Source organism: Siphonobacter sp. SORGH_AS_0500, from assembly GCF_031453245.1.
Taxonomy (GTDB): Bacteria; Bacteroidota; Bacteroidia; order Cytophagales; family Spirosomataceae; genus Siphonobacter.
Genome location: NZ_JAVIYT010000006.1, coordinates 19,161 through 44,151, shown reverse-complemented (window position 1 = coordinate 44,151; position 24,991 = coordinate 19,161). Strand labels below are relative to the sequence as shown.

Below are 24,991 nucleotides of genomic sequence, written 5' to 3'. Positions count from 1 at the left end.
TAAACCCTAAACCCTAAACCCTAAACATAACCCCCTCAACTCCCAACCTTCTCCTATAAAGCCGCATTGAGAGCAAGGACATTGACCGTTTCAACACCCCCAACGAATGACCTCTGAGTGTGGATTTTTACTAATTGTTGAAGCTGTTCTTCGGAAATGTGACGAATACGGGCGATGCGTGGAATTTGCACCAAAGCTCCCTGCACACTAATGTCAGGATCAAGGCCCGAACCCGAAGCCGTTACCAAATCCGCCGGGATCTGGTTTTTCTGAATACCTGGGTTATGTACCAGAAAAGTATCAATGCGAGCCTGAACTTCTTTCAGGTAATCAGCATTCGTCGGGCCTTTGTTGGAGCCGACTGAACTTGCAGCATTATAACCCGCTGCCGATGGCCGACTCTGGAAATACTGATCCTGAGTAAAAGATTGTCCGATGAGCTTTGCTCCAACGACCTTGCCCTTGTGTTCAAACCAGGCTACGTTACCCTTAGTCGGACTTAACTGAGCAATGCCCCAAACGACTGCCGGATAGATTACGCTGAAAAAAACAACACTAAGCAGGGTAAGTTTGAGAGCTGGAAACAGATGCGTTTTCATAAAATTTCATATTTAAATAGCTGCTCATCCATGTATTAAAAGAAAACGGAAACAGCCAGGTCTAATAATTTGATACCGATGAAAGGAATAATGATTCCGCCTAAACCGTAGATGAACAAATTGCGGCGGAGTAGGGCACTGGCACCGATGGGTTTATACGCCACACCTTTTAGAGCCAGTGGAATCAGCATGGGAATGACAATCGCATTAAAGATGACGGCAGAGAGAATGGCCGATTCTGGACTATGCAAGTGCATGATATTCAGGCTTTGCAGTCCGGGAATGCTGAGAATGAATAAGGCTGGAACAATCGCAAAATATTTGGCTACGTCGTTAGCAATAGAAAAGGTCGTTAACGTGCCGCGAGTCATTAATAACTGCTTCCCAATTTCTACAATCTCAATCAGCTTGGTTGGATCATTGTCTAAATCGACCATGTTCCCCGCCTCTTTGGCGGCTTGCGTACCCGAGTTCATGGCTACTCCTACATCGGCCTGAGCCAGGGCGGGGGCGTCATTAGTACCGTCACCCATCATGGCTACCAACTTACCATTGGCCTGTTCCATGCGGATGTACTGCATTTTATCTTCGGGTTTGGCTTCGGCAATAAAGTCGTCAACGCCCGCTTTTTTGGCAATGTATTCGGCTGTTAAGGGGTTATCGCCCGTGACCATTACCGTTTTTACCCCCATTTTCCGCAGTCGATCAAAGCGTTCCTGCATGCCGGGTTTAATAATGTCCTGTAATTCGATCACTCCCTGAACTTCTTCATTCTGGGCTACCACCAGCGGAGTTCCGCCATTTTGAGCAATGGCTTTTACGCGATCACTCATGTCTGCCGGAACGGCATTTCCCTGACGAGTGACCAGATTGCGGATCGAATCCTGGGCTCCTTTCCGAATCCGTAGTCCAGAAGGAAGGTTAACGCCCGAGGAACGGGTTTCGGCGGTAAAGCGAATGAGTTCAACTCCTTCGGGTAAACTTGCTTTACTACCCTTTTGCTGGGCGAGTTCGACAATAGATTTACCTTCAGGGGTATCATCCGCCAGCGAAGAAAGCAGAGCTGTTTCGATGAACGATTGTTCACTAATGCCCGTAGCGGGCCAGAAATGCGTAGCCCGGCGATTGCCCAGCGTGATAGTGCCGGTTTTATCCAACAACAAGGTATCTACATCTCCAGCAGTTTCTACCGCTTTGCCGGATTTGGTAATGACATTGGCCCGTAAGGCCCGATCCATTCCGGCAATACCAATTGCGGATAATAAACCCCCGATCGTTGTAGGAATCAGACAAACGAACAGCGAGATGAAGGCTGCAATGGGAATGGGGGTTTGGGCGTAATCGGCGAAGGGTTTCAGGGTAATACAAACAATGACGAAAACCAGCGTAAATCCTGCCAGCAGAATGGTCAGGGCAATCTCGTTAGGAGTCTTCTGGCGGGAAGCTCCCTCGACCAGAGCAATCATTTTATCGAGAAAGCTCTCGCCCGGTTCAGTCGTCACTAGCACTTTAATCTGATCGGAAAGCACTTTTGTTCCACCCGTCACGCTGGAACGATCCCCGCCGGATTCCCGAATAACCGGAGCCGATTCTCCCGTAATGGCCGATTCGTCGATGGTGGCAATCCCTTCAATGATTTCACCGTCGGATGGAATGATGTCTCCTGCTTCACACAGAAAGACGTCCCCTTTTCGCAGTTGAGACGAAGGAACCGTTTTGATTTCTCCGACGTACATTTCACCCAGGGGCTGGATGAGCCGGGCGGGGGTTTCTTCGCGGGTTTTTCGTAAGCTGTCGGCTTGAGCTTTGCCCCGTGCTTCGGCCAGGGCTTCGGCAAAGTTGGCAAAGAGCAAGGTCAATAATAAAACTACAAACACAATCAGGTTGTAAGCCAGCGATCCCTGACTTTGGTCGCCCGTAGCGGCAATGTATAGAGTCACCAGCAGCATCACCACTGTACCCAGCTCAACGGTAAACATAACCGGATTACGAAACTGGACGCGGGGATTAAGTTTAATGAAAGCCTGCCGGATGGCAGTCTGAACCAAAGCAGGCTCAAACAACCGGGTGGAATTGTTCATGAGATTAGTTTTCAGTTTACTGTTTTCAGTTTCCAGTTTACGGTTTCCAATTTTTATCCACTGAAAACGGTAAACCGAAGACTGTAAACTAAGAGAAATATTCAGCTAAAGGTCCGAGGGCTAGGGCTGGGAAGAAGGCCAGAGCAGCCAGGATGACGATGACGGCGAAGACCATGATACCAAACGTTCCAGTGTCGGTGCGTAAGGTTCCGGCCGACTCTGGAATGTATTTCTTGGAACCAAGCAATCCGGCAATGGCTACGGGCCCAATGATGGGAATGAACCGACTGAAAATCAGGCAGATACCTGTAGTGATATTCCAGAATGGGTTGTTATCTCCCAAACCCTCAAAGCCCGAACCGTTGTTAGCTGACGAGGACGTATACTCGTAAAGCATTTCTGAAAAACCGTGAAATCCGGGGTTATTCAGCCAGGCCGTGGCGGTGTTGGGTTGTCCTTGGGCATTGAGGTACCACCAGCCCATGTTTACGTCGTTGGCCGCAAGGTAACTAGCGATGGCGGTACCTGCCATGATTAACAGGGGGTGAAGGAGGGCCACAATCATGGCGATTTTCATCTCCCGACCTTCTACTTTCTTACCCATGAATTCTGGCGTTCTACCCACCATCAATCCCGAAATGAATACGGCTAGAATAATGAATATGTAAAAGTTCAGAATGCCGACGCCGCAACCTCCGTAAAACGCATTAGTCATCATGCTCAATAATTCGGCCATCCCGGATAGCGGCATGGTGCTGTCATGCATGGCGTTAACCGAACCCGTAGAGATAACGGTAGTAATGATACTCCAGTAAGCCGAGGCCACGGTACCAAACCGAACTTCTTTTCCTTCCATTGCCCCCGCAGACTGATTAATCCCCATTTGTGCAATAGCAGGGTTCCCCTGTGTTTCGCTGTAAATGGCTGAAGCCAGCAAGAGGAGAAATCCAAGCGTCATTACGCCAAAGACCATGTAACTGAATCGGCGGTTTCGGATGTAATAACCCAAAGCAAAAATCATCCCCAGAGGAATAACCGTTTGAGCAATGAGCTCAACGACCATGGTCAAGTAATTGGGGTTTTCGAGGGGGTGAGCAGAGTTTACGCCGAAGTAACCGCCCCCGTTAGTACCTATGTGTTTGATGGCAATCATGGCCGCGGCTGGTCCTTGCGATACCTGCATGCTATCGCCCTGCATCGAAACATAAGAGGCTTTCCCGGCGGTGTTCATGGGTGTTCCGTTAAACACCAGAATCGCTGCTACGATGAGTGAAAGCGGTAACAATACCCGCGTACAGGATTTCAGAAAGAAATCATAAAAGTTACCTAATTGAGTAGTCTGACGGTCACGAATGGCTTTAAAGACAATGACTGCTGCCGCCATACCCGTGCCCGCAGAAACGAACTGAAGGAAATTCAGACAAAAAATCTGACTAAAGTAAGACACGCCCGTTTCGCCGGAATAGTGTTGCAGGTTGCAGTTAACCAGAAAGCTAATCGCCGTGTTAAAGGCCAGGTCGGCGGTCATATCAGGGTTACCGTCGGGATTCCAGGGCAGCCAGCTTTGATTCATTAACACAAACATGGCCCAGAAAAACCAGATGAGATTAATGGTTAGCAAAGCTTTTAAGTGCTCTTTCCAAGTCATTTCCCGAAGAGAGTCAATGCCAGAAATTCGGAAGAATAGTCGCTCAAGAGGACCTAAAATACGATCCAGAAAGGTGCGTTCCCCGGCGTAAACCCGGGCCATGTAACGACCCAGAGGTATAGAAAGGACAAGGGTAATGAGAAAAATAAGACCGATGCCCAGAAGTTCAGAATTCATTTCTTAAAAATTTTCGGGTTTCAGCAGGACGTAAATCATGTAAGCAAAAACCAGTAGCGACAGTATGAAAAGTGCGATAAACATGGCGTCAGATTTTTTCGAAATAGTCGACGGATTTGAAGAAAAGCCCGAAGCAGAGCAGGCCAGCCAGAAGATATGCGATGGTGATGAGCATGGGAAAAATGTTTGTACGTCTGTATTTATTCAAGCCCCGTGCCAACTTGAAAAAGTGTTTATATATTATTGAAAATCAGATAGATAAGAGAATTGGTTGAAGCATTGATCCTTATCGGTCTTTCATTTTGAAAAGGTCAGTTTTTCATTTTGGAAGGGTGGACGATGGAGAGGGAAATCAATTCGCTTTCGAATCTCACGTAACAGGGGCTTAAAACGCAGGAAAAACGCTTGGAGAAGAATTGAAGCGTGACCTCTAATGAACCAGTCGAAGTCAACAATCCATAGGTACGAATGGACTGCGTTAGTTGGAAAACGCAAATACCAATCTGAGGGCAAGTGCCCGTTCGTGAAAGTCGGTAAAAAGCAGGGAAAGGATGGATTGCTCTAACAATGCAGATGAAGACTATCTACTGAGGAACCGTTGATTTATTGCGTGGGCGGGGTGGGTGAAAAGGAGAAATGCGGTCTTTATATTTTAAAAAACGCCAGGAATCTTTCAGAAAGGTAGGGTAGATGGTCATTCCAAAACTGTAATACGTTCCGTTGAAATGCTGATTTATATCAGTCTGGAAAACAGAATAGCGATACCCCCCCTGAATGCCAAAACCTACCCAACGGGTAGCTTTCCACTGAACGTACATCCCCATTTGAACGGGAGCAAAGAAATGACGGGTCGTACGATCAATCGGCACGTCGCTTTTTAAATCATGCGGGATGGCATAGGCTAACCCTCCACCCACTTCCATAGGAATACTAATCATCCAGCGTTTGCTATTCTTGAGATTCCACCAGTAAAGCAGACTCGCAAACCATAAATCGGTACGCGTATAATAGTCCAGATTAATACGGTGGGCAGCTTCCTTTCGCCAGTTAATCAGACGCATGTAGGTGGCATAATTCATCCAGTAATAACCCAGCGTGAGCTGGTTACGTTTAGCCCCAAAGGAAATACCCGCGTTTACTCCCCAAATGTTAACGGGTTGATGTTCAATAAAGGAGCTTCTCGAATCCAGGTTAAAGACGGCTCTGACAGGAGAAGGCTTAAGCGAATCTTCCCGCCTCAGATCAGTCAGATTAGGAGGTGGCGAAAAAATCAGGCTGGAAAAGGAAAGTAATAATCCCAACATAAAATCTAGTTTTCAAGACAAACCGAGTACCAGTAGAAGGGTCTATCCGTAGACAGATAACTTACTTTTTCGCAAATGGATTCGTTGCTTAAGGTAATTTTGAGTATTGTTACCACAAATTAAATTAATGGATAAGTGATAATGCTAATTTTGACTTGTATAAATACCTAACCTACCCGATTTTTTAATTTTATGGGGGATTTATAGCTGTCAAATAAAGTTATCTGATAGCACTTATTGACTATTGAGATCACCACACTAATCCATTAAAAGCATAACGTTTATATCAATAAGAACAGAAGAATTTTATTTATTTTCTGAGCGTATGGTAATGATGCCAATAATTAGGTCAAAAGAATAACTAGGTACCAACTGAGGGGGAGAATGCATAGCTATTAATGCTTAAATATTAGATGGTTAAATGACATACTAATTGTAACAGAACGACCAAACAAAAAAGGTTTTAGTTTGAATTTATAAAATATATGCCTCATATTAACATCGTAAACACTTGGAGTTTGTAGGGCTCTCTAGTGAGATTTGTACAGACTTTAAGTTATCATAAACCCTGACTGGGTTCCGGTTAGGGTTTATCGTGTAATCACGGAAACAATTTGTAAGAATATCTTTATTTAAATCAATTCTAATGTGAATGCTACTAGGGAATAAATGCTAACCTTTGATATTATACGTAATACTAACCATATGGGTATACGTTATTATTCGTTTGGTCGATAAATATTGACTTTAGATAGGATGTGATTTGCAGAAACTAGAGGGTGCCTATAATTTAGGCCCCTGGATTTATTAACTCAGTGTTTAATCCTGGCGGTTTAAACGCTATTATACAAAAGCCTGTTCGGAATCTGGACAGGCTTTCTAGATTTAAAAGTCAAATGTAGGCATGATAACTGTAAAAATTACTAGTAACCTTGTATGTAACTAAATACCTATAAAGTAGAAATACTTGAGTATTTAAAAAATAACTTATCTAATCAATAATAATTAATCTCATACCGAATCAATAATGCTGTTTAGAAAGTGGATTTGAATTATATTTGCCTAAGCATACACATGTTTAAGCAACCCATTTAAACAGAATAGAATATCATTATGTCCTTGCAAGGTCCAATCATTTCAGTCGAAGATGACGAAGACGATCAATACTTAATTCAGTCAGTAATTGATGAATTAGGTATTACAAACAGGCTTTTGTTTTTTAATAATGGAAAAGCTGCTCTTGATTATTTACTGGTTACGGAAGAACAACCTTTCTTCATCATTTGTGACGTCAATATGCCTATCATGAATGGGCTGGAGTTACATATGCATCTTATTTCAAACGAAGAATTAAAGAAAAAATCTATCCCTTTCATATTTTTTACAACAGCTGCGAATGCCAAACTAATTGACGAAGCTTACCAGCAAATGATACAGGGATTTTACCGAAAAGGAAGTTCGTTCATAGAGTTAAAAGAGCAGATTCAAACTATTTACAATTACTGGAAAAGCTGCCTGCATCCGAGTAATTTACCTACCTAATAAAGCAAGAGCTTCAGAAATTTTCTGAAGCTTAGGTAGACATTTCCGAATATTAAAAGGTATAGCCCACTTTTGTTGTTAGAAACATACTCCCTTGTTGCATAATAGCCAGGCCGACACTGGCCAGTACACTACTTTTGCCTCTGATGCGGTAACGTGCACCCAGACCATTTTCCCAGTTAAATGAACCCGTTCCGCCCTCGTACTGATTCCAGAAATGAGAATAACCGGGATTGAGATAGAAATAAGGAGCCAGTCGTTTTTTACTGAAGTCAAAACGCATATCCACAAAAGCCAAAGCTCCATCAATTTGAGCAAGTCTGGCGTAACTAAGTCCTAAACCAATATGCAAAGATTGATTCTTAACGATTCCGTTGATAGAGGTAATCTTGAATCCCTGACTGTCTTTCGGTAGATAATAGCCTTTCCAGCCAGGGCCAGGGTCTACTTGTAGCATAGTGGTTAAATGATGAAAGTATTCTACTGCTAGGGTAGATTCAAATTTCAGACTCTGTTGAGCTAAAGCAACGGAGGGATTAAAAAACAATGTGAATAGAAAGAAAAAGTGTTTCATAATAAAATGAGTAGTTGCCTAAGGCATAGCGGAAATCAAGCTAAGCTATTGATAGTAAATAACTTGTTTACTATTGGAAGAGGCGGTCTAAGAATAAGATCCTAAAAGAAAAGAGAGACCATACTGGATCTCTCTTTTCTTTTATAACTACTCAGGAACGAGATCCCATCTCGTTCCTGCCCTAAGACAGGTTCCCATCTGTCGTTACTTCCAAGCTTGTTACGCAGAGTGAGTGAAGGATAGCTTACATTAGTATTGTCTAACTATAGTCACTAATTCGGGTAATCTTGCCTTCCTTTATTTCGAAAACACTAACTCCCCGAAGGTTCAGTTGTTGTCCTGCTTTGGTAGGATCTGGAAAGTCGGCAGCAAAAGTTGCCTGGTAATCAATTTCAATAGCTATGGAATTCTGGGATTCAGTTATAAATCGAATGGTTTGTTTTCGCTCCGAAAAGTAGGCTAATGATTGCACCGCTAGGCGTTCAAATTCGACTTTAGTATGCGTTGTTATGCCTTCAGAAGCGTTGGAAACATTCTCAAACAGAACATCATCTTCCAGGAGAGCAATCATGCCGGGTACGTTCTTGGAATTGTAAGCCTCAATGTACTTTTCAATCAATTCTTTGTTCATAACTGTCGTAATAAAGGGGTTATTCATTCAACTGGTACTCTTCAATTTTTCGGTATAAGGTGGTTAAACCAATGCCTAATAATCGGGCTGCTTCGGTTTTATTACCTTTTGTATGTTGAAGAACTTTCCTGATATGTTGCTGCTCGATCACTGAAAGTTCAAAAGAATCGATTGACTGATTTTGCGTATGGAAAGGTAACGTTTCTGCTTTTAATAAGCCAGTATCTGATAGAATTAAAGCCCGTTCAATTACGTTTCGAAGCTCTCGTATGTTGCCCGGCCAGTTATGTTGACTCAATTGTTTTAAAAAATCAGGTTCTATCGTTTGAAAGGGGATTCGTAAGCGGCGAGATAAACTTTGAGCAAGTCCCTGTGCCAGGATCGGTAAATCACTAAGCCGTTCGCGAAGGGGAGGCAAATCCATCTGAAAAACGGAAAGGCGGTAATATAAATCTGCCCGGAAATGCCCCTCCTGACTTTCTTTTAACAAGTCCCGATTGGTAGCTGCAATGATGCGTACATTCACCTGCGTAGGTTTTGTGTCACCCACTCGTAAAAACTCCCTGTTTTCCAGCACCCGTAGCAGTTTAGCCTGAAGATCCAGTGACATTTCGCCCATTTCATCCAGAAACAACGTACCGCCGTTAGCCTCTTCGAAGAGCCCTTTTTTATCTTTGGTGGCTCCGGTAAAAGCTCCGGCCCGGTGGCCAAACAGTTCGCTTTCCAGTAATTCCCGAGAAAAAGCCCCACAGTTGATGGCCAGAAAGGTTTTAGTCCGACGATTACTTTCGCGATGGATGGCCTGGGCAAAGAGTTCTTTTCCCGTGCCCGTTTCTCCAATTAACAAAACGGTCGTATCGGTATGAGAAACTTTTCGAGCCAATTCTTTTGCCCTAAGAATTGCCGGTGATTCTCCCTGAATATCTTCCAATGAAATGAGTTTTTCGCTGACCTGATTTTCCAGTTCACGAATTCTGAATTGCAGGTTCGCTTTCTCGACTGCCTTCGAAACCAGGGTGATAATTCTATCGTTGTCATCGCCCTTAACCAGGTAATCGAATGCCCCATTTTTTATGGCCTGTACACTATCAGGAATCGTTCCGTACGCAGTAAGTAATAAAATCTCGGCAGATGGATTAATCTGTTTCACTTTGGGAACCGTTTCCAGCCCATTTCCATCAGGAAGTCGAACGTCCAGTAAGACTACTTTAATCGTTGGATGGAGTTGAAGCAAGGTTAAGCCCGACTGAATATTTTCAGCCTCTAGTACTTCATATTCTTCTAATCGAAGCAGACGGGCCAGTAAATTTCTAAGCCGGGTTTCATCGTCTACCAGCAGAATTTTGGTTTGCATACAAATAGTGGCAATGGCTGTACGTAAAGCCATCGCCAAATATAGAGTATTGTCAAGGGCAGTTTTAATGATCTGGCAAGTATACTTTCATTCGTCGTGGTTGTGGCATTTACCTTTACATGAAAAGATTCATGCATTTACCCCACCAATCTATGGCTTTATCCCATTTATTTTTAGGGACGAATTCAGGGCACTTCTTTTGTCACTGAACCATTTATGACAAGAACATGATCGGCTTACCCAGACACCAAACCGTTTTTATTGCCCAACTTAGCTTGTTGCTATTGTTTTTTAATTTTGCAAAGTATATAGAGCATCAACTGTACTTTTATATAAAATACGGGCTGTTTAGTCTATTCTATTGTTCCATGGGTTTGTTGAGCTATCAGTTGTTCATTAAACCTATTTTTATCAATAATTTTAATAAAACCACTTTATATAAATTACTATTATTTATTAGTATATTAGGTCTAAGTATATTTATTGATTTAATCATAGGAAATCAGGAAAGTACTGACGTTAAACAATATTTAAATAACCTCATTGATTTTAAAAAGAATATAGCCATGTTTAATCGGGCTTTGCATAGCGGTCCCGAAAGGAGCATGTTGCTAGTTGGCTTGATGAAATTTGCCATATTTTTTATAAGCTTAGGCTTTTTTTACTTATTAGTGGATAGTTATTATAGAAAGAGAGAACTGTACATAGCTAATCGACAATCAGAGCTTTTTTTGCTGAAATCTCAGATTAATCCACACTTTTTATACAATGCACTCAACACAATTTATGGGCAGGCTATAAAAGATAGATTGGATACTTTTGCTGACTTAATCCAGCATATGGCTTTGCAAGCCAGAAAGAAAGTTCTGAAAGAGTCTGATTATAAAACGGTTACCTATTCCGAAAATACAATACTATACATTGTTTCCATTGCTATTGGAACATTAGCCTTTATTCATTCTTTGCTTATTTCTTTTTTTTCTAGCGACCCCCAAAAGGCAAATTTTATTGCTCATACTTGGGTTAAAATGATATTGAATCCTCAGGGAGCTTTGGCTAGTGCTATTCTTTTTTCAATTTTTACTTTAGTGCACTTTAAAAAAGTTTTTAAACCGGTCTGGTTTACTAATTTAAATAGAAATACGATATTTTATAAGTTGCCATTGTATGTTTTAGGTTTATTCATTTTAGCTGTGTTTTATTCGATTATTATGAATATTCAAAATGAGCTCAATACCTGGTTAATACGAACGAAATCACCTTATGCACTTCCATCTTTACCTGGATCTGATTTGAAGTATGTTTGGGAGAAGGAAATAAATGTAGATTTCTATGTAGGAATCATTCGAAGTGTTGTAGTCATATGCGTTACTAGTATTATTCCCTACGTAATTACCGCTATCATCTATACATCCCTTATGTGGATTTCCCAGTCTAAAAATCTGGAAAAGCAATTGAAAGAACAGAAAAAGCAGGAGAGTAATAGCCATTTGTTAACGCTATTGCAGGGTTTATTAGGCATAGAAGGGGAGTTAAAAGGAACTGCAACGGAGGAAAGTTTGCAACAATTAATAAGTTTAATGGACTATGTACAACAAACCGATGGACAAACTAAGGTGCCGATTGCGGAAGAAATTCATTTTATTGATGAGTACATCAGATTTCAGCGAAAAAGGTTACCTACGGATGCCGATATTGACCTTCAGGTTGAATTTCCTTCGTACATTCCTCCTAAAGAAATAGCTCCGTTAGTATTGATTCCCTTTGTTGAAAATGCGTTTCAGTATGGCATCAGAACGGACGCTCCGTGTTGGATTTGTCTGAAAATCAGTGTCAATGAGCAAGAGTTAGCCATGCAGTTAGCTAATACCATTGTGCCTAAAACGATATTACAGGAAAAATCTGGGATTGGCTTAAGTAATGTGAGCAAGCGTCTGGAGTTGATGTATCCTGCTCAGCATACCTTACAAATAGAGTCGGATGAACAAGCGTTTCGGGTTGATTTGACGATCCAGTTGAAAAATATTTAATCGTGTACACCTATGTTAAGCTGTCTGGCTGTTGATGATGAACCTATCGCATTGGAAATCATTCAAACCTTTGCCGATCGGGTTCCTTTTCTGGATTTGAAAGCGACGTTTACGAATCCCCGTAAGGCTCTGGAATTCCTGAAAACCCAACCCGTCGATCTGATTTTCCTGGATGTGAATATGCCGGTTATTAATGGCTTGGAAATGGCGGAAATTCTTCGTCGTCAGACCTCTGTTATTTTCACAACGGCTTATCCCGAACACGCCCTGAAAGGGTATGAACTGGAGGTTTCAGATTATCTCTTGAAACCCATTGCATTTGACCGTTTTCTGCAAGCCAGTCAAAAAGTGCAGGAAGCACGGCAATCTCGCGTACCTGCAAAAGTGATGCCTTTGTTCGTCAAAGATGGGTATGAATGGGTAAGTATTCAGCCTGAACAGGTGCATTACTTGGAATCAGCGGATAATTACGTAAAAATTCGCCAGTCTCAGCAAACGGTACTTGTTCGTAGTACCTTACCTGAACTGCTGGAAATGCTTCCACCGGGAAATTTCATTCGCGTACATCGTTCGTTTGTCGTTAATATGCAGCACGTTGAACGCATCGGACGGGCCGACATCCAGTTACCAGATCGACAGATTCCCATTGGTTCTTCGTATCGTTCTCAACTGGAAAAATGGCTGTAACGGCGTGACCCTTACGCTTGATGTAAGGTATTTTCTTCCTTTCTGATCGTTATTTTGGAGTTTCTGGTACGTGTCTTTTTGGGTGATAAGCAAGACCAACAGGTCTATGGTTTCACTTAAATTTCCAATCCACATGACTCTATTATCAGAAACACAGGCATTAACCCAGCAAGATCCCAAGGAAAAATATCCAACGCCTCCGTATGACAATACGGGGCAGGATGTTCCTGGACATTTATCCAAGATGTCACCCACACCCGACCACGGCGAAAACTCCTATGTGGGGCACGGAAAATTAGAGGGTAAAAAAGCAATTATTACGGGTGGTGATTCAGGTATTGGTCGGGCGGTTGCCATTGCCTTTGCCCGCGAAGGAGCCGATGTACTTATTTCATACCTGAATGAAGACGAAGATGCCGAAGAAACGGCCAAATATATTAAGGAAGCTGGACGAAAAGCCGTTTTAGTGTCCGGCGATATTAGTGAGGAAGCTCACTGCAAGGCTATTATTGAAAAAGCTGTTGCCGAATTTGGTCAAATTGATATTCTCGTCAACAACGCCGCTTTTCAGATGTCGCATGAATCCATTCAGGAAATCAGCAGCGAGGAATGGGATTATACTTTTAAGACGAACATTTATGCCATGTTTTACCTCTGCAAAGCTGCCGAGCCTCACATGAGACCCGGTAGTACGGTGGTTAATACTACCTCGGTAAATGCCTATTCGCCTTCACCAAACCTGCTAGCGTACACGACCACGAAAGGAGCGATTCAAAATTTTACAAGTAACCTGGCTCAAACCTTTGCCAAGCAGGGCATTCGCGTGAATTGCGTGGCTCCGGGACCCGTCTGGACGCCTCTGATTCCGTCAACCATGCCGCCTGAAAAAGTGAAAACCTTTGGCGAAGATACGCCGATTGGTCGGGCAGCCCAGCCCGCAGAGTTGGCTCCGGCCTACGTGTTACTGGCTTCGGAAGATTCCAGTTACATGAACGGATCTACCATCCAGGTAACTGGCGGTCGTCCCACGATTTAACGATTCGAACCAAAACCTCCCATGCTGTGTAATCAGCTTGGGAGGTTTTTTTATGCCATTTTCATTTCTGAATCTAGAATAGAACAATGGAAGAATTGAGCGGAAGACCTACCTTTGGGTATGAATCAGTCTCAGTTAGATGCCTTACGCGAAGCCCTTCAGTTTTCGCCTCAAAACCTTCCGCTTCGGCGAATGCTGGCCGATGCTTATTTTCAACTGGCTCGCTACGAAGAAGCCCTGGATGAATATAAATCCGCTTTACAACTCAGTGCCGACCCCGATCTGAAAATTAAACTGGCGGAGTGTTACCTGCAATTATCCAATTATCCGACGGCTCACGTCATCGCTGAGGAATTGCTGGAAACCAATCCATCGCCCCAAATTCTCTTTTTATTAGCTCGTATTTCTCTAGCTTCTAATGATTTACAGTCGGCTAATAGTTATTACAAAAAAGCCACCGCTCAGGATCATACCTTAACCCAGGCCGAATTTGAAAGTCAACTCAATCAGGCTATTCGCGAGTCCGGGCAGGCTCAGACGAGTTCTTTTCAGGAGGAAATTGATCGCATCGAAGCGGAAGGATCTGGTTTAGTGGAAAACCCCCGGGTAACCTTTGCCGAAGTAGGCGGATTGTCAGCTGTAAAGGAAGAGATTGCATTGAAAGTAATTCATCCGATTAACAATCCAGAAATTTATAAAGCCTTCGGTAAAAAGATTGGCGGTGGAATCCTTTTGTACGGCCCCCCGGGTTGCGGAAAAACCTTACTGGCTCGGGCGACGGCTGGTGAAATTAAAGCCAATTTTATTTCAGTGGGAATTAACGATGTGCTGGATATGTGGATGGGAAATTCTGAAAAGAACCTCCACGATCTGTTTCAGCAGGCCCGGATGAATACCCCCTGCGTGTTATTTTTTGACGAAGTAGACGCTCTCGGTGCCAGCCGGACGGATTTACGAAAAGCGGCAGGACGAACCCTGATTAACCAGTTTCTGGACGAGCTGGATGGCGTGAAATATAGCAATGAAGGCATTTTGATTCTTGGGGCTACAAACACGCCTTGGTATCTGGATACGGCTTTCCGTCGTCCCGGGCGATTTGACCGGATTGTGTTTGTTACCCCGCCCGATGCCGAAGCCCGGATAGATATCCTCAGAATTCTGATGGAAGACAAACCTACGGAAAGTATTGATTATACCTACATTGCCAAACAATCCGATGGGTATTCGGGAGCAGATTTACGGGCTTTGGTAGACATCGCCGTAGAACAAAAGTTACCTGAGTCGCTACGGTTAGGAAAAGTATTACCCCTCACGACTTCCGATTTCAAGGAAGCCCTGAAAAAGCACCGGCCTACAACGAAGGAATGGTTTGCGACGGCGAAGAATTACGCCCTTTATTCGAATGAAAGCGGATTATATGATGATATTTTAAAATATCTGAAGCTGAAGTAACGATTAATCTTTTTAAAACCTAACCTCACTTGGAATCTTCTCAACTCAACAAAGCCCGACTTTTAATGAATCTCAACCGTGCATCGGAGGCGATTCAGGAGTTAAAGCAATGGCTTGTTTTATACCCCGAAGATATTGAAGCTTTGTCCTTACTGATTCAGGCCTATATCTCAACCGATCAGCACAAGGCGGCTCTCGAAACGGCGGAAGATATGCTGGGAATGATTCCCGATTATTCGCTGTCGCATTACTTCTACGGGGTTACCTTAATGCTGAATAAACGCTATAAGGAAGCCGAAGAATCCTTGTTACAGGCCATTGAAATGGATCCCTGGGATGCTGACTATTTCAGCATGCTGGGGGCTTTGCATAACCTGCAAAAGAATTGGGAAAAGGGTTTGTTCTACGCAGATCAGGGATTGGCCGTTGATCCCGAACACGTGCGTTGCCTGAATACCCGAACGGAAGCGTTAACCAAACTCGGCAGACTTGAAGAACTGCAAAGCACCATTGAAGATACCCTCGCTGCTGATCCGCATAACGCTTACACACAGGCTAACGTGGGTTGGAGTAAGCTGGAACGAGGCAATGTGCACGAAGCTCGTCAGCATTTTGCGGAATCGTTACGGATCAACCCCACGTATGAATATGCTCAGGGAGGGATGAAGGAGGCGGTAAAAGCTAAAAACCCTATTTATCGGGCGTATCTGGGGTACTTGTTCTGGATGAACCGTCACCAGTCCAGTGTGCAGTGGACGATCATTATCGGATTTATGATTGGTCAAAACATGATTCGTCAGTACGCCGAGCGTTATCCGATTCTGAACGTAGCTTTAGTACTCATGATCCTGTTTATGTACTTAACCTGGGTAATGATGCCCATCGGGTACCTCATTTTGCAACTGGATTCCTACGGAAGGTTGGCTCTGGAGAAACGGCAGAAATGGGTGGGGATTATTACGGGTGTGGCTCTGTTAATAGGAATCCTAACACTCGGGGCTTATTACCTGATACCGTTTTTTATACCTGTAGATTCTTCGTCGCCAGCGGCGTATTATCTGGGGCAGTATTCCCATTATTACGAACTCTTGTTCATTCTTGGTTTGTATAGTTTGCTGGTAATCATTCCATTGTCCCGAGTCATTACTGATGCAGAAGAGTTACCTACCTGGTTTAAAGTAGTCAGTTGGGGCATTATTGGCTTAGGCACCCTGGCCGTTATTGCTGGATTCTTCTACATTGGATTGGGCTATATGTTCGGAACCTGGGCTTTGCTAGGGGTTGTGCTGTACGGTTGGGTTTATAACTTTGTTGCCTTTAGGAAGAAATGATGGAATTCTAACAGAATAAACCCCGCTGAGAACCAGCGGGGTTTATTCTGTTAGAATGTAGAGACGCGACTTTATCGCGTCTGGCCGGGAGATGGGAATCATGTTAAGGGTAATCCAAACTGCGTCTGGTTCGGAGATAGAACTAATATAGAGGTAATAAAAACCGCCTCTACCCAGACGCGATGAAGTCGCGTCTCTACCAAAAAAATGTGAAGGGTATTTTAGTGCGTAGGCTACTATTGTTTTAGAGAATTTATCGTAGAGACGCGACTTTGGACTAGCCCCAAGAAGTTGGACGGTTGTTTTAAAAGCCAGCGTTGATGCGGAAGTCTACGGGACTCATACCCTGTAGGTTCAAACGGATTCGCTGGTGATTGTAATAGTGAATGTACTGCCTGATGTCTTTTTCTAAAGCCTGGATACATTCATAACTGTTAAGGTAAAATAACTCACTTTTAAGCGTACCAAAAAAATTTTCCATCACCGCATTATCCAGACAATTCCCCTTTCTGGACATACTTTGGATCAGACCCTGCTTTTTCAGTCTTCTCTGATAGGGTTTCATCTGATATTGCCAGCCCTGGTCCGAGTGTAACAAGAGCCTCGTAGGAGCAGGCAATTTAGCTAAGGCCTCTTCCAGCATCCGACTTACCTGTTTAAAATTGGCTCGCTCCGAGAGATCATAACTGACAATCTCACCATTGTAAAGATCTAGTATGGGGGATAAATACAGTTTTTGAGCACCCACTTTGAACTCGGTGACATCGGTCACCCACTTGGCAAAAGGCTTTTCTGCTGTAAACTCCCGATTCAGTAGGTTGGGAGTGGTGGGAGCCTTTTCTCCCCGATAGGACCGGTATTTTTTGAGGCGAATCCGGCTTCTGAGCTGCAACTCTCCCAAGAGTTTGAACACCGTTTTATGATTGAGCGTATAGCCTTCTGCCCGTAGAACAGAGGTCAGGCGTCGGTAGCCATAGCGTCCCTGATGTTGCTGATAAAGCTGGCTCAGCCGCTGTTTATGGGGAGCATACTTGCCTAACCTATCCCTGCTTTTGAGTTGATAGTAGTACGTACTGCGGGCGAGCTGAGCGGCCCTTAGTAGCAGCGATAGATCATAATCAGGCCTTAATTCATGCACAATCAGGGCTTTTTGCCTTTTTTCTGGGCCTGAATCAAGGCTCGTAACTTTTTTAGGTAAGCCACCTCCGCCTGCAGTCGTTTATTCTCCTCAACGACTCGCTCGTATTCACTGGCGGGCACTCGACTCGATTGGGATGAAGCCATAGGGGGGAAATCGTTAAGCTCATCGCTCTGCTGGGGGTAATTTGCCAGGGCCCTGTTAATCCAACCCCGAAGCACACTAGTCGAGCGAAGAGAAAAAGTCAAACAAACTTCCCGCAAAGATAAGTCTTGAGTCAGAAAAGCGGCAACGGCGGCAGTTTTGATCGATTCGGAATAGCGATGTTGATGCGAAACGCATGCCAGAGCCGATGGCCCAAAGGCTTCATACCCATCGATCCATCGTCGTAGCATGGACTCGTGAATACCGTAAGCTCGGGCTAGGGCGTGAATCGATGCTTTACTCGACTTGGCCGCTTCCACCGCTGCTTTCTTAAAGGCATAACTATACTTCTTTTTCTTTTGCATTGCTCCTTTCAGTTAATGTCTAACTTTTCGGGGGCAATCCACTTCATCGCGTCTGGCTGGGAGATGGGAGTAATGTAGAAGTAATAAAAACCACCTCTTACCCAGATGCGATGAAGTTGAGTCTTTATGTTTGTTTAATCTCTAGTTGAGGTGCCTTATCCAGATACCTTACCACATAGTCAATACTAATTATTCCTCTTCAATAAATGGCTGAATTATGTTGTTTTTGTTGTCAAACTTTCAACAAAGACAATGGACGAATTATATAGAAACAAATACAGAATACCCTCAGCAAGACGAACACACTGGGACTACGGTTGGAACAGTATCTACTTTATCACCATTTGCACAAGAGATCGTAAACATTTTTTCGGAGAAATCATCAACGATGAGATGGTTTTAAATGAAGCGGGTATGGTTACTAGCCATATCTGGGAAACCATTTCTGAACAATTTTCTTATGTTTTACTGAATGAATTTGTCGTGATGCCGAATCACATGCATGGCTTATTAACCTTAAATCATGCGGTCGGCCAATCAGAAATTGCAGTTGCAAATGCGAAAGGTGGCATAACCAGTATCCACAATCCTATGTTTCATGAAAACCTATCCAAAGTGATCCGCTGGTATAAAGGAAAATCCAGCTATGAGATTCGTAAATTCCAGTCTTCGTTTGGATGGCAAGCTCGTTTTCACGACCATATTGTCAGAAATGACGAATCATTACGACGTATTCAGGAATACATTACGGGTAACGCTCAGTTATAGGAGACAGGATAAATTTTTCTCGTAGAGACGCGACTTTATCGCGTCTAGCCGGGAGATGAGAATAATGTTAAGGGTAACCCAAACTGTGTCTGGTTCGGAGATGGGAACAATGTAAGGATAATAAAAACCGCCTCTTACCCAGACGCGATAAAAAGTCGCGTCTCTACGTTTGAAACAATTTCAGCAAATCATCTGTGCTCCAGCTTTCTACATCCTGAGCTTTGATCAACCCCTGAACCAGAAAGGTTTTGTTTTGCTGCAATTGCAGGATTTTTTCTTCAATCGTATCAGGGCAAATCAGGCGGACCGCCACGACGTTCTTTTTTTGACCAATGCGGTAACAACGGTCGATGGCCTGATTTTCTACCGCCGGGTTCCACCACGGATCTACCAGATAGACATAATCGGCCCGCGTTAGATTCAGGCCCGTTCCACCTGCTTTCAAACTGATCAGAAAAACCCGAACATCTTCATTTTCCTGAAAACGATTTACCCGCTCCGCCCGGTTTCGGGTTTGCCCCGTCAGGTATTCGTAGCCAATGCCTCTTTGCTCAAGTTCGGTCCTGATTAGCTCCAGCATGCTGACAAATTGCGAGAAAACCAGGATTTTATGATCAGGAGCCCGTTCTTCAATCTGTTCAATTAACGTATCAATTTTCGCCGAATGATTCCCGTAATACTTCTCGTCATTAACCAGTATCGGCGAGTCACAGATTTGCCGGAGTTTTGTTAAACCTTGCAACACCCGCAGTTTCCGACGGGGTAAATCGCCTTCTTTTTTAGTTAGCAGAAAATGCCGGAATTCTTGTTCGAAAGCCGTATATACCCGACGTTGCTCGGAACCCATTTCGCAGAAAATCACCATCTCCGTTTTATCGGGTAATTCACTAGCTACCTGAGCTTTGGTTCGACGAAGAACGAAAGGATTAATTTTTTCATGAAGCTCAGCGGCCCGTTTCCGATCCTGGTAGCGATCAATGGGCATGGAGTAATGTTCCTTGAAATAAGTGTAACTCCCAAGTAGGCCCGGACAGGCAAAAGACAATTGGCCGTATAAATCGAAGGTATGGTTTTCGATGGGGGTGCCGGTTAATACAAGCTTGTTCCGCGACTGTAGTAATCGGGCCGCTTTGTACCGTTGGGAATCCGGGTTTTTAATGGCCTGAGATTCATCCAGAATGAGGTAATTAAACGCAAAATCTTTCAGGTAATGCACATCTGATACCAGCGTTCCGTAGGTGGTCAGAATGATATCATAAGTTAAAAAATCTTGCGTATTGGCAATTCGATCAGGGCCGTACAGAATCTTCAATCCCAAGGAAGGAGCAAAGCGGGCTACTTCATTTTGCCAGTTTGCTAATAAAGATGTCGGCACCACAATCAGGCTTGTCGAGTCCGGTCTCTGGTTTTTCTGAAGTAGCAAAAAGGTAATTACTTGAAGCGTTTTCCCTAAACCCATGTCATCCGCCAGGCAGCCACCGAATCCTAGTTCATCCAGAATCTGAAGCCAGTGTACACCCTGTTTCTGATAATCTCGCAGAGAGGCGTTGAGACTTGCCGGAATTTCTGGAGCGGGCCTACTCGAAAGGTTCGCAAATTTCGATTCATACAGCGAGATTTCCCGCATAACGTCTGAATCGAGTACTTCTTCCTCGTACATCGTCCGAATGTCAGCGTAATTAACTTTCGGTGTGTGCAGCGTTTCTTTTACTACTTCTCCAGACTGAAAATAGCGGGCAAACTTCTCCAGCCATTCCTGTGGTAATAAGCCCTGCGTTCCGTCATCCAGTTTAACGAAACGGTTTCGGTTTTTTACGGCCTGATGTAAGTGCTTCAGGCTTACCCGTTGTTTCCCAAAATAAACACCAATAGACGTTTCAAACCAACTAATACCGCTGGTAACATGTACGCTAATTTTAGCTTTATTCGGATTTAACCGATTGTTTTTGAGGGTATTAAAACCTAAAACGGTGATCCCTTGTTGCTGCCAATACTCCCATGCGTCGAGTATCCAAAGTTCGTCTAAAAAATCGCCCTTAGTTAGCTGATAGTAAGGCTCCTCCGGGTGCTGCATGAAGTTCGGATGTTGAGACAGAATCAGACTGGTGAAAGCTATTTCAGCTTCTTCGTCGCGTTCCAGGGTAAACGGATTGCCGAGTGGATCAAGCCCGTAAATTTGTCGCTGCGAAAGAATCGGCACTTCGAGCGAGCCGTATTTGAGCACTGGCATTAGGGAAATGTATTGATCGGAATCCGTCAGGTAAATCAGTCGCTGAGGCGGTTCGTCAAAACCACTCTCTTCCCGTTGCCGGGGAGTGGCAGGTTTGAGGTAGGAATACTTGACTTTAATCCGATTTTCAAGACTGATTAACAGATTATTACGAAAATCTTCAAACCTAGATTGATGAATTACTAAGGCATGATTTTTCTGCTTGAAAACCGTGATAATCCGTAAATACTGGACGTGATCAATTAGTAATAAACTGCCCTGAAACTCCAGAAAATATTCGTAACGAAGTCTCAGATGCTCCAACGAAAAGGGTTGATGGTTAATATCCAGCGTGGCTTTGATCTGATACATCACGTCCTGTTTATGAACTGATAAGGTCAAATCCAACGGCAATTTTTTCAACTGAATAGGAAAAAGCGAGGGAGCATTAATGTTCTCTGAAATCCGGGGATCGTGATAATACACTTCAAGGTTTAAATCCAGCAAAAATTTAAGACTGTCAATGTCCGCGGCTTCCCGTTTGAGCCGATGTGGATTCTGGAATTTAGCCAGACTGGTATACGCTTTCAGTTCGGCTTCCTTCATGGAGGCCTCAATGACATCCAGCGGGTTAATGACCGAAATGGGGTTTTTAAGCTTACCCTGTTTAGTAACCGCGGCTTCATGCAACGTAATGACGAACCGATCCTGAAAACGGGGCTTTGAAAAGACTACGATTCGCCGGGTAATCGTCTCATTACTAAAAGATTCGTCAGGAAATAAAATCGCTCGTAATTCATCCGTTGACTGAGGAGTTACCGGAAATAACTCAGCCATAAGGGGTTTAATGACGTACGTCCGGGCAGTGTATTCCAGCTCAAAATAATCCTCCAGATTTTCTTCATTTTCGAGTCCGTATCCCTCGGCTACTCTTCGCATTTCGTTCTGACGTAGCGTTGAGTCAAAGAAAATAAGTAGCTCCTTACGACTTTTAATGGCCATTAATACCTGTACTTCATGGTCACAGAGTCCGCCCGCCGAACGGTTACAGCTACACGAAACCTGCACCGAATCTTCGGTCTGACTAACCCGTACGCTGGGAAACGGATTCGCCCGGGACGTCTTATTGAAAACACCTTCATTTACCTCCAGCGTTTGTGGCAAAATATCCACTAGGTCCGAATGGTTGAAATCCAGACTGTAGCGGATCAACTGACTTTCAGATAACGCTGGAATAGTGGTATGAATCAGAACAAAATCGTGCATGAAACTCTAGCTGTATTCCTGCGAAAATAGTTTCCTACAGGCAGTAATTAGCAATACTCAGATAATCTTTTAGATTCTGGCGGTAAAAGCAAAAGATTCCTTCCGCTTTCGACTCAGGATCGTTAATTTGCTCGCTTTAATGGTTTTTTGAATGAATTGGTACGAAGACGAAGTACGGCAACTTCAGCAAAGAGTTGCGAATGCCCCCTTGCAAAGCACAGTATTCTACGGAAGCTCCTCCATCCGTTTATGGTCCACGTTAGCTCAGGATTTTCCTGGTACGCCAACGGTTAATATTGGTTTCGGCGGCTCGACCTTAGCTGCGTGTTCCTGGTTTTTTGATGATTTGCTTTTACCCCGCAAACCCAAATCAGTAGTTTTTTATGCGGGTGATAATGACCTCGGAGATCAGCGAAATCCTGAAGAGGTATACCTGTTTTTCTGCACCGTGGTTGAGAAGATGCAGCATCGGCTTCCCGGTATCCCTCTATACTTCATCTCCATTAAACCAAGTCTGGCCCGCTGGGACCTGATTGAACGAATCCGTTATACCAACTCGCTTATCGCTCAAAAAATAAGCGAGACGCCTGATTTTACGTATGTCGATACCCACTCGGCGATGCTGGGAACGGATAATCGTCCAAGAAAGGAGTTATTTGAATCGGATGGCCTGCATTTAAGTCCGGCAGGTTACCGATTATGGACAGAAATACTGAAGAAGCAGAAAGGAATTTTTTAACGATTTCTTGATCTTCCGAAGCGTAAAAACTACTTAAAAAGTATAGACCTTCGGAACTTTAACTACCATAATGGGAATGTCGGGTACTGCTCACGCCTGGTTTAGTATGGCTCTGCAAAAGCAGATGGAAATGAAGGTCTATGGACACGCCGGGGCCCGGGTTCTGGTGTTTCCTACTCGACGCGGACGTTTTTATGAATACGAAAGACTAGGGTTGGTTGAGGCTATTCAGGATAAAATTGACCAGGGGTGGCTCCAGTTATTTTGCGTGGATTCCATTGATGCGGAGAGCCTCTACAGTCAGAGTATTCCTCCTTCGGAACGAATCAAGCGGCACATTCAGTATGAGCATTACATTCTCGATGAAGTCCTTCCCTACAGTGAGACGCTGAATCCTGATTCATTTCTGATCGTTCATGGCTGCAGTTTTGGAGCTTTTCACGCGGTTAACATTGCTTTACGGCACCCGCAACGGTTTCGAAAGGTCGTTGCTTTTAGTGGACGTTATGATCTTTCCGCACCGGTATCCGAATTCCGCGGATTGTTCGACGAATATTACGACGATACCATTTATTACCATACGCCTAATCACTTCCTGCCCAACCTCCACGACGTGCATTTACTGGAAGAATTACAAAAGTTGCATTTCGTGTTAACGATTGGCAATACCGATCCGTTTCTTAGCAGTAGCTTGCAATTACGTGCGGCTTTAGATCAGAAAAACATTTCCAATGAATTCTATATCTGGGAAGGTCGGGCTCACGAAGCGGACTCCTGGCAAAAAATGGTTCAAATCTATCTCTAAATAATGTCAACTAAAATAAATAGCTAGTAAGATAAGATAATTGATTATTGGTAATAATTTATTCGCAGTAAACGCACATACATTAATATATTTTGATAGCCTATCATAAATAAAAGTGGTAGAAATAATTAATTACTAGTGAAGTTTCCAGCGTATTAAAAATGTAACATCTATTTCTAAGCTTCCGGTTTTAAGCGATACTAAATAATACAATGGAATCAGGAATGATTAGTAAACAATTAATGGCTAGTTAACTATATTTTAAGCTTTTGATTATCATACGTTAATGGCTTTTAAACAGGAGTTACTTCACTTGCTTTAATAAAACATTTTTGTTCGTAAGATTATTTTAAACAAAACCATTTAACCGCCATTTTATACATTTCATCGAGAAAATAGTACCATTCATCGAAGACGATGGTTTGGGGGTATATCGGAAGTTTATATTTGAATCACTAAAATCAGTCAGATTAGTGGCGGCTTTGACGATTGATAGATGTAAAAAATTTGACCTGCTTGTGACGACAAGCAGGTCTTTTTATTTTCGTACCTATTATAGATTAATTGAATCGTTTAAACACTTTTTTGGGCGATTTATAAATTTAGGTAATACTTGTCAGAGCCCTTTAAATACCCTTTCAATTCATCGGCCAAAGCTTCAAAAATAGGCCAGTAAGGGGAGCTGGGTAAGTACGAAATAGCGGCATATCCCATGCTTTGGTTGAGAGGGTGTTCCCACTGAAGAAACAAGCCATCTTTGCGAATTTGTATGCGTACTTTATGTTTTTTGGATAAGGCCTCATCTTCTAAAACTCCCACCACTAATTTATGCGTAGAATGATTGGTTTCTAATTGATAACCCTGACCAATCAAGTAAACCTGAGAGATGTGATACAAATCGTCTTCAGGAAAAGTAGACGTTAATTCAATCGTGTTCGCTCTAAGAAACACTACAGAATCCCTCTGAGCAGTTTGAGAGATACCCCATAGCGGATACCCCACTAGGCCAAGTAATAAGAAGATAAGTTTCATACGTTCGGTGAATTGTAAACACGAGGAACAGGATACACAAGCAGGTATTATCTACTGGCTCTAAGGTACCATTTTATTA

At 43.4% G+C, this 24,991-nt stretch carries 21 protein-coding genes; 10 read left to right on the top strand and 11 right to left on the bottom strand.

Features of this window, described 5'->3' with window-relative positions; genetic code table 11:
* Nucleotides 1-53 precede the first annotated feature (53 nt).
* The 3 genes from QE357_RS21850 to kdpA form a co-directional block, all read right to left on the bottom strand.
* Complete coding sequence (locus tag QE357_RS21850; RefSeq protein WP_309712415.1) at nt 54-599, bottom strand: K(+)-transporting ATPase subunit C; 546 nt, start codon at nt 597-599, stop codon at nt 54-56.
* A 35-nt stretch (nt 600-634) separates the two neighbouring features.
* Nucleotides 635-2,680, bottom strand: coding sequence for a potassium-transporting ATPase subunit KdpB (gene kdpB / locus QE357_RS21845; protein WP_309712411.1), 2,046 nt, complete (start codon nt 2,678-2,680; stop codon nt 635-637).
* Nucleotides 2,681-2,768: 88 nt separating this feature from the next.
* The gene (gene kdpA / locus QE357_RS21840) at nt 2,769-4,505 is read right to left on the bottom strand and encodes a potassium-transporting ATPase subunit KdpA (protein WP_309712408.1); all 1,737 of its coding nucleotides are present in this window, start codon (nt 4,503-4,505) and stop codon (nt 2,769-2,771) included.
* A gap of 64 nt (nt 4,506-4,569) precedes the next feature.
* Here kdpA and QE357_RS21835 point away from each other — a divergent pair, with 64 nt between their 5' ends.
* Complete coding sequence (locus QE357_RS21835) at nt 4,570-4,752, top strand: hypothetical protein (protein ID WP_307143916.1); 183 nt, start codon at nt 4,570-4,572, stop codon at nt 4,750-4,752.
* A 337-nt stretch (nt 4,753-5,089) separates the two neighbouring features.
* Here QE357_RS21835 and QE357_RS21830 read toward each other — a convergent pair whose 3' ends face one another.
* On the bottom strand, nt 5,090-5,809 hold the full coding sequence (locus QE357_RS21830) for a hypothetical protein (RefSeq protein WP_309712405.1): 720 nt from the start codon (nt 5,807-5,809) through the stop codon (nt 5,090-5,092).
* Nucleotides 5,810-6,922: 1,113 nt separating this feature from the next.
* Between QE357_RS21830 and QE357_RS21825 the strand changes: the two genes are divergently transcribed.
* Entirely contained in the window at nt 6,923-7,351 is a 429-nt protein-coding gene (locus tag QE357_RS21825) for a response regulator (RefSeq protein ID WP_307143918.1), read from the top strand.
* Nucleotides 7,352-7,403: 52 nt separating this feature from the next.
* Here QE357_RS21825 and QE357_RS21820 read toward each other — a convergent pair whose 3' ends face one another.
* From QE357_RS21820 to QE357_RS21810, 3 genes are all read right to left on the bottom strand, one after another.
* Nucleotides 7,404-7,925: a hypothetical protein gene (locus QE357_RS21820; protein WP_309712400.1), complete on the bottom strand. Its 522-nt coding sequence runs from the start codon at nt 7,923-7,925 to the stop codon at nt 7,404-7,406.
* Between the two features lie 259 nt (nt 7,926-8,184).
* Nucleotides 8,185-8,556: a nuclear transport factor 2 family protein gene (locus QE357_RS21815; RefSeq protein WP_309712398.1), complete on the bottom strand. Its 372-nt coding sequence runs from the start codon at nt 8,554-8,556 to the stop codon at nt 8,185-8,187.
* Between the two features lie 19 nt (nt 8,557-8,575).
* A complete protein-coding gene (locus QE357_RS21810; protein ID WP_309712395.1) occupies nt 8,576-9,943 on the bottom strand; it encodes a sigma-54 dependent transcriptional regulator in 1,368 nt (455 codons plus the stop codon).
* Between the two features lie 194 nt (nt 9,944-10,137).
* Between QE357_RS21810 and QE357_RS21805 the strand changes: the two genes are divergently transcribed.
* From QE357_RS21805 to QE357_RS21785, 5 genes are all read left to right on the top strand, one after another.
* Nucleotides 10,138-11,940 carry a histidine kinase gene (locus QE357_RS21805; RefSeq protein ID WP_309712392.1) on the top strand — a complete coding sequence of 601 codons (1,803 nt, stop codon included), beginning with the start codon at nt 10,138-10,140 and terminating at the stop codon, nt 11,938-11,940.
* 12 nt (nt 11,941-11,952) lie between these two features.
* Nucleotides 11,953-12,627: a LytTR family DNA-binding domain-containing protein gene (locus tag QE357_RS21800; RefSeq protein ID WP_309712389.1), complete on the top strand. Its 675-nt coding sequence runs from the start codon at nt 11,953-11,955 to the stop codon at nt 12,625-12,627.
* Nucleotides 12,628-12,760: 133 nt separating this feature from the next.
* Nucleotides 12,761-13,663, top strand: coding sequence for an SDR family oxidoreductase (locus QE357_RS21795; protein ID WP_309712386.1), 903 nt, complete (start codon nt 12,761-12,763; stop codon nt 13,661-13,663).
* A 120-nt stretch (nt 13,664-13,783) separates the two neighbouring features.
* A complete protein-coding gene (locus QE357_RS21790; protein WP_309712383.1) occupies nt 13,784-15,115 on the top strand; it encodes an AAA family ATPase in 1,332 nt (443 codons plus the stop codon).
* Between the two features lie 29 nt (nt 15,116-15,144).
* Nucleotides 15,145-16,446: a tetratricopeptide repeat protein gene (locus QE357_RS21785; RefSeq protein ID WP_309712380.1), complete on the top strand. Its 1,302-nt coding sequence runs from the start codon at nt 15,145-15,147 to the stop codon at nt 16,444-16,446.
* Between the two features lie 304 nt (nt 16,447-16,750).
* On the opposite strand, the gene QE357_RS21780 is transcribed toward QE357_RS21785, so the two are convergent.
* Nucleotides 16,751-17,584 (bottom strand): IS3 family transposase, encoded by an 834-nt coding sequence (locus QE357_RS21780; RefSeq protein WP_309704883.1) that lies wholly within the window; start codon nt 17,582-17,584, stop codon nt 16,751-16,753.
* Nucleotides 17,585-17,586: 2 nt separating this feature from the next.
* Nucleotides 17,587-18,093, bottom strand: a complete 507-nt coding sequence (locus QE357_RS21775; RefSeq protein WP_309704884.1) for a transposase — start codon at nt 18,091-18,093, stop codon at nt 17,587-17,589.
* Between the two features lie 252 nt (nt 18,094-18,345).
* On the opposite strand from QE357_RS21775, the gene QE357_RS21770 reads away from it, so the two are divergent.
* A complete protein-coding gene (locus tag QE357_RS21770) occupies nt 18,346-18,861 on the top strand; it encodes a transposase (protein ID WP_309712377.1) in 516 nt (171 codons plus the stop codon).
* Nucleotides 18,862-19,024: 163 nt separating this feature from the next.
* Here QE357_RS21770 and QE357_RS21765 read toward each other — a convergent pair whose 3' ends face one another.
* The gene (locus QE357_RS21765) at nt 19,025-22,336 is read right to left on the bottom strand and encodes an SNF2-related protein (RefSeq protein ID WP_309712374.1); all 3,312 of its coding nucleotides are present in this window, start codon (nt 22,334-22,336) and stop codon (nt 19,025-19,027) included.
* Between the two features lie 151 nt (nt 22,337-22,487).
* Here QE357_RS21765 and QE357_RS21760 point away from each other — a divergent pair, with 151 nt between their 5' ends.
* Both QE357_RS21760 and QE357_RS21755 read left to right on the top strand, forming a co-directional pair.
* Nucleotides 22,488-23,075 carry an SGNH/GDSL hydrolase family protein gene (locus tag QE357_RS21760; protein WP_309712371.1) on the top strand — a complete coding sequence of 196 codons (588 nt, stop codon included), beginning with the start codon at nt 22,488-22,490 and terminating at the stop codon, nt 23,073-23,075.
* A gap of 76 nt (nt 23,076-23,151) precedes the next feature.
* Complete coding sequence (locus tag QE357_RS21755) at nt 23,152-23,880, top strand: alpha/beta hydrolase-fold protein (protein ID WP_309712368.1); 729 nt, start codon at nt 23,152-23,154, stop codon at nt 23,878-23,880.
* Nucleotides 23,881-24,474: 594 nt separating this feature from the next.
* Here the strand turns inward: QE357_RS21755 and QE357_RS21750 are convergent.
* Nucleotides 24,475-24,912, bottom strand: a complete 438-nt coding sequence (locus QE357_RS21750; RefSeq protein ID WP_309712365.1) for a hypothetical protein — start codon at nt 24,910-24,912, stop codon at nt 24,475-24,477.
* Nucleotides 24,913-24,991: the final 79 nt, after the last annotated feature.

Bases quoted from the DNA above. Each gene is read 5' to 3' on its own strand.
- QE357_RS21770 (WP_309712377.1), top strand. From the start codon at position 18,346: ATGGACGAATTATATAGAAACAAATACAGAATACCCTCAGCAAGACGA.
- QE357_RS21815 (WP_309712398.1), bottom strand. From the start codon at position 8,556: ATGAACAAAGAATTGATTGAAAAGTACATTGAGGCTTACAATTCCAAG.
- QE357_RS21755 (WP_309712368.1), top strand. From the start codon at position 23,152: ATGTCGGGTACTGCTCACGCCTGGTTTAGTATGGCTCTGCAAAAGCAG.
- QE357_RS21775 (WP_309704884.1), bottom strand. From the start codon at position 18,093: ATGCAAAAGAAAAAGAAGTATAGTTATGCCTTTAAGAAAGCAGCGGTG.
- QE357_RS21850 (WP_309712415.1), bottom strand. From the start codon at position 599: ATGAAAACGCATCTGTTTCCAGCTCTCAAACTTACCCTGCTTAGTGTT.
- QE357_RS21750 (WP_309712365.1), bottom strand. From the start codon at position 24,912: ATGAAACTTATCTTCTTATTACTTGGCCTAGTGGGGTATCCGCTATGG.
- QE357_RS21810 (WP_309712395.1), bottom strand. From the start codon at position 9,943: ATGGCTTTACGTACAGCCATTGCCACTATTTGTATGCAAACCAAAATT.
- QE357_RS21765 (WP_309712374.1), bottom strand. From the start codon at position 22,336: ATGCACGATTTTGTTCTGATTCATACCACTATTCCAGCGTTATCTGAA.
- QE357_RS21795 (WP_309712386.1), top strand. From the start codon at position 12,761: ATGACTCTATTATCAGAAACACAGGCATTAACCCAGCAAGATCCCAAG.
- QE357_RS21760 (WP_309712371.1), top strand. From the start codon at position 22,488: ATGAATTGGTACGAAGACGAAGTACGGCAACTTCAGCAAAGAGTTGCG.
- QE357_RS21835 (WP_307143916.1), top strand. From the start codon at position 4,570: ATGAAAAGTGCGATAAACATGGCGTCAGATTTTTTCGAAATAGTCGAC.
- QE357_RS21820 (WP_309712400.1), bottom strand. From the start codon at position 7,925: ATGAAACACTTTTTCTTTCTATTCACATTGTTTTTTAATCCCTCCGTT.
- QE357_RS21830 (WP_309712405.1), bottom strand. From the start codon at position 5,809: ATGTTGGGATTATTACTTTCCTTTTCCAGCCTGATTTTTTCGCCACCT.
- kdpA (WP_309712408.1), bottom strand. From the start codon at position 4,505: ATGAATTCTGAACTTCTGGGCATCGGTCTTATTTTTCTCATTACCCTT.
- kdpB (WP_309712411.1), bottom strand. From the start codon at position 2,680: ATGAACAATTCCACCCGGTTGTTTGAGCCTGCTTTGGTTCAGACTGCC.
- QE357_RS21805 (WP_309712392.1), top strand. From the start codon at position 10,138: ATGATCGGCTTACCCAGACACCAAACCGTTTTTATTGCCCAACTTAGC.
- QE357_RS21800 (WP_309712389.1), top strand. From the start codon at position 11,953: ATGTTAAGCTGTCTGGCTGTTGATGATGAACCTATCGCATTGGAAATC.
- QE357_RS21825 (WP_307143918.1), top strand. From the start codon at position 6,923: ATGTCCTTGCAAGGTCCAATCATTTCAGTCGAAGATGACGAAGACGAT.
- QE357_RS21790 (WP_309712383.1), top strand. From the start codon at position 13,784: ATGAATCAGTCTCAGTTAGATGCCTTACGCGAAGCCCTTCAGTTTTCG.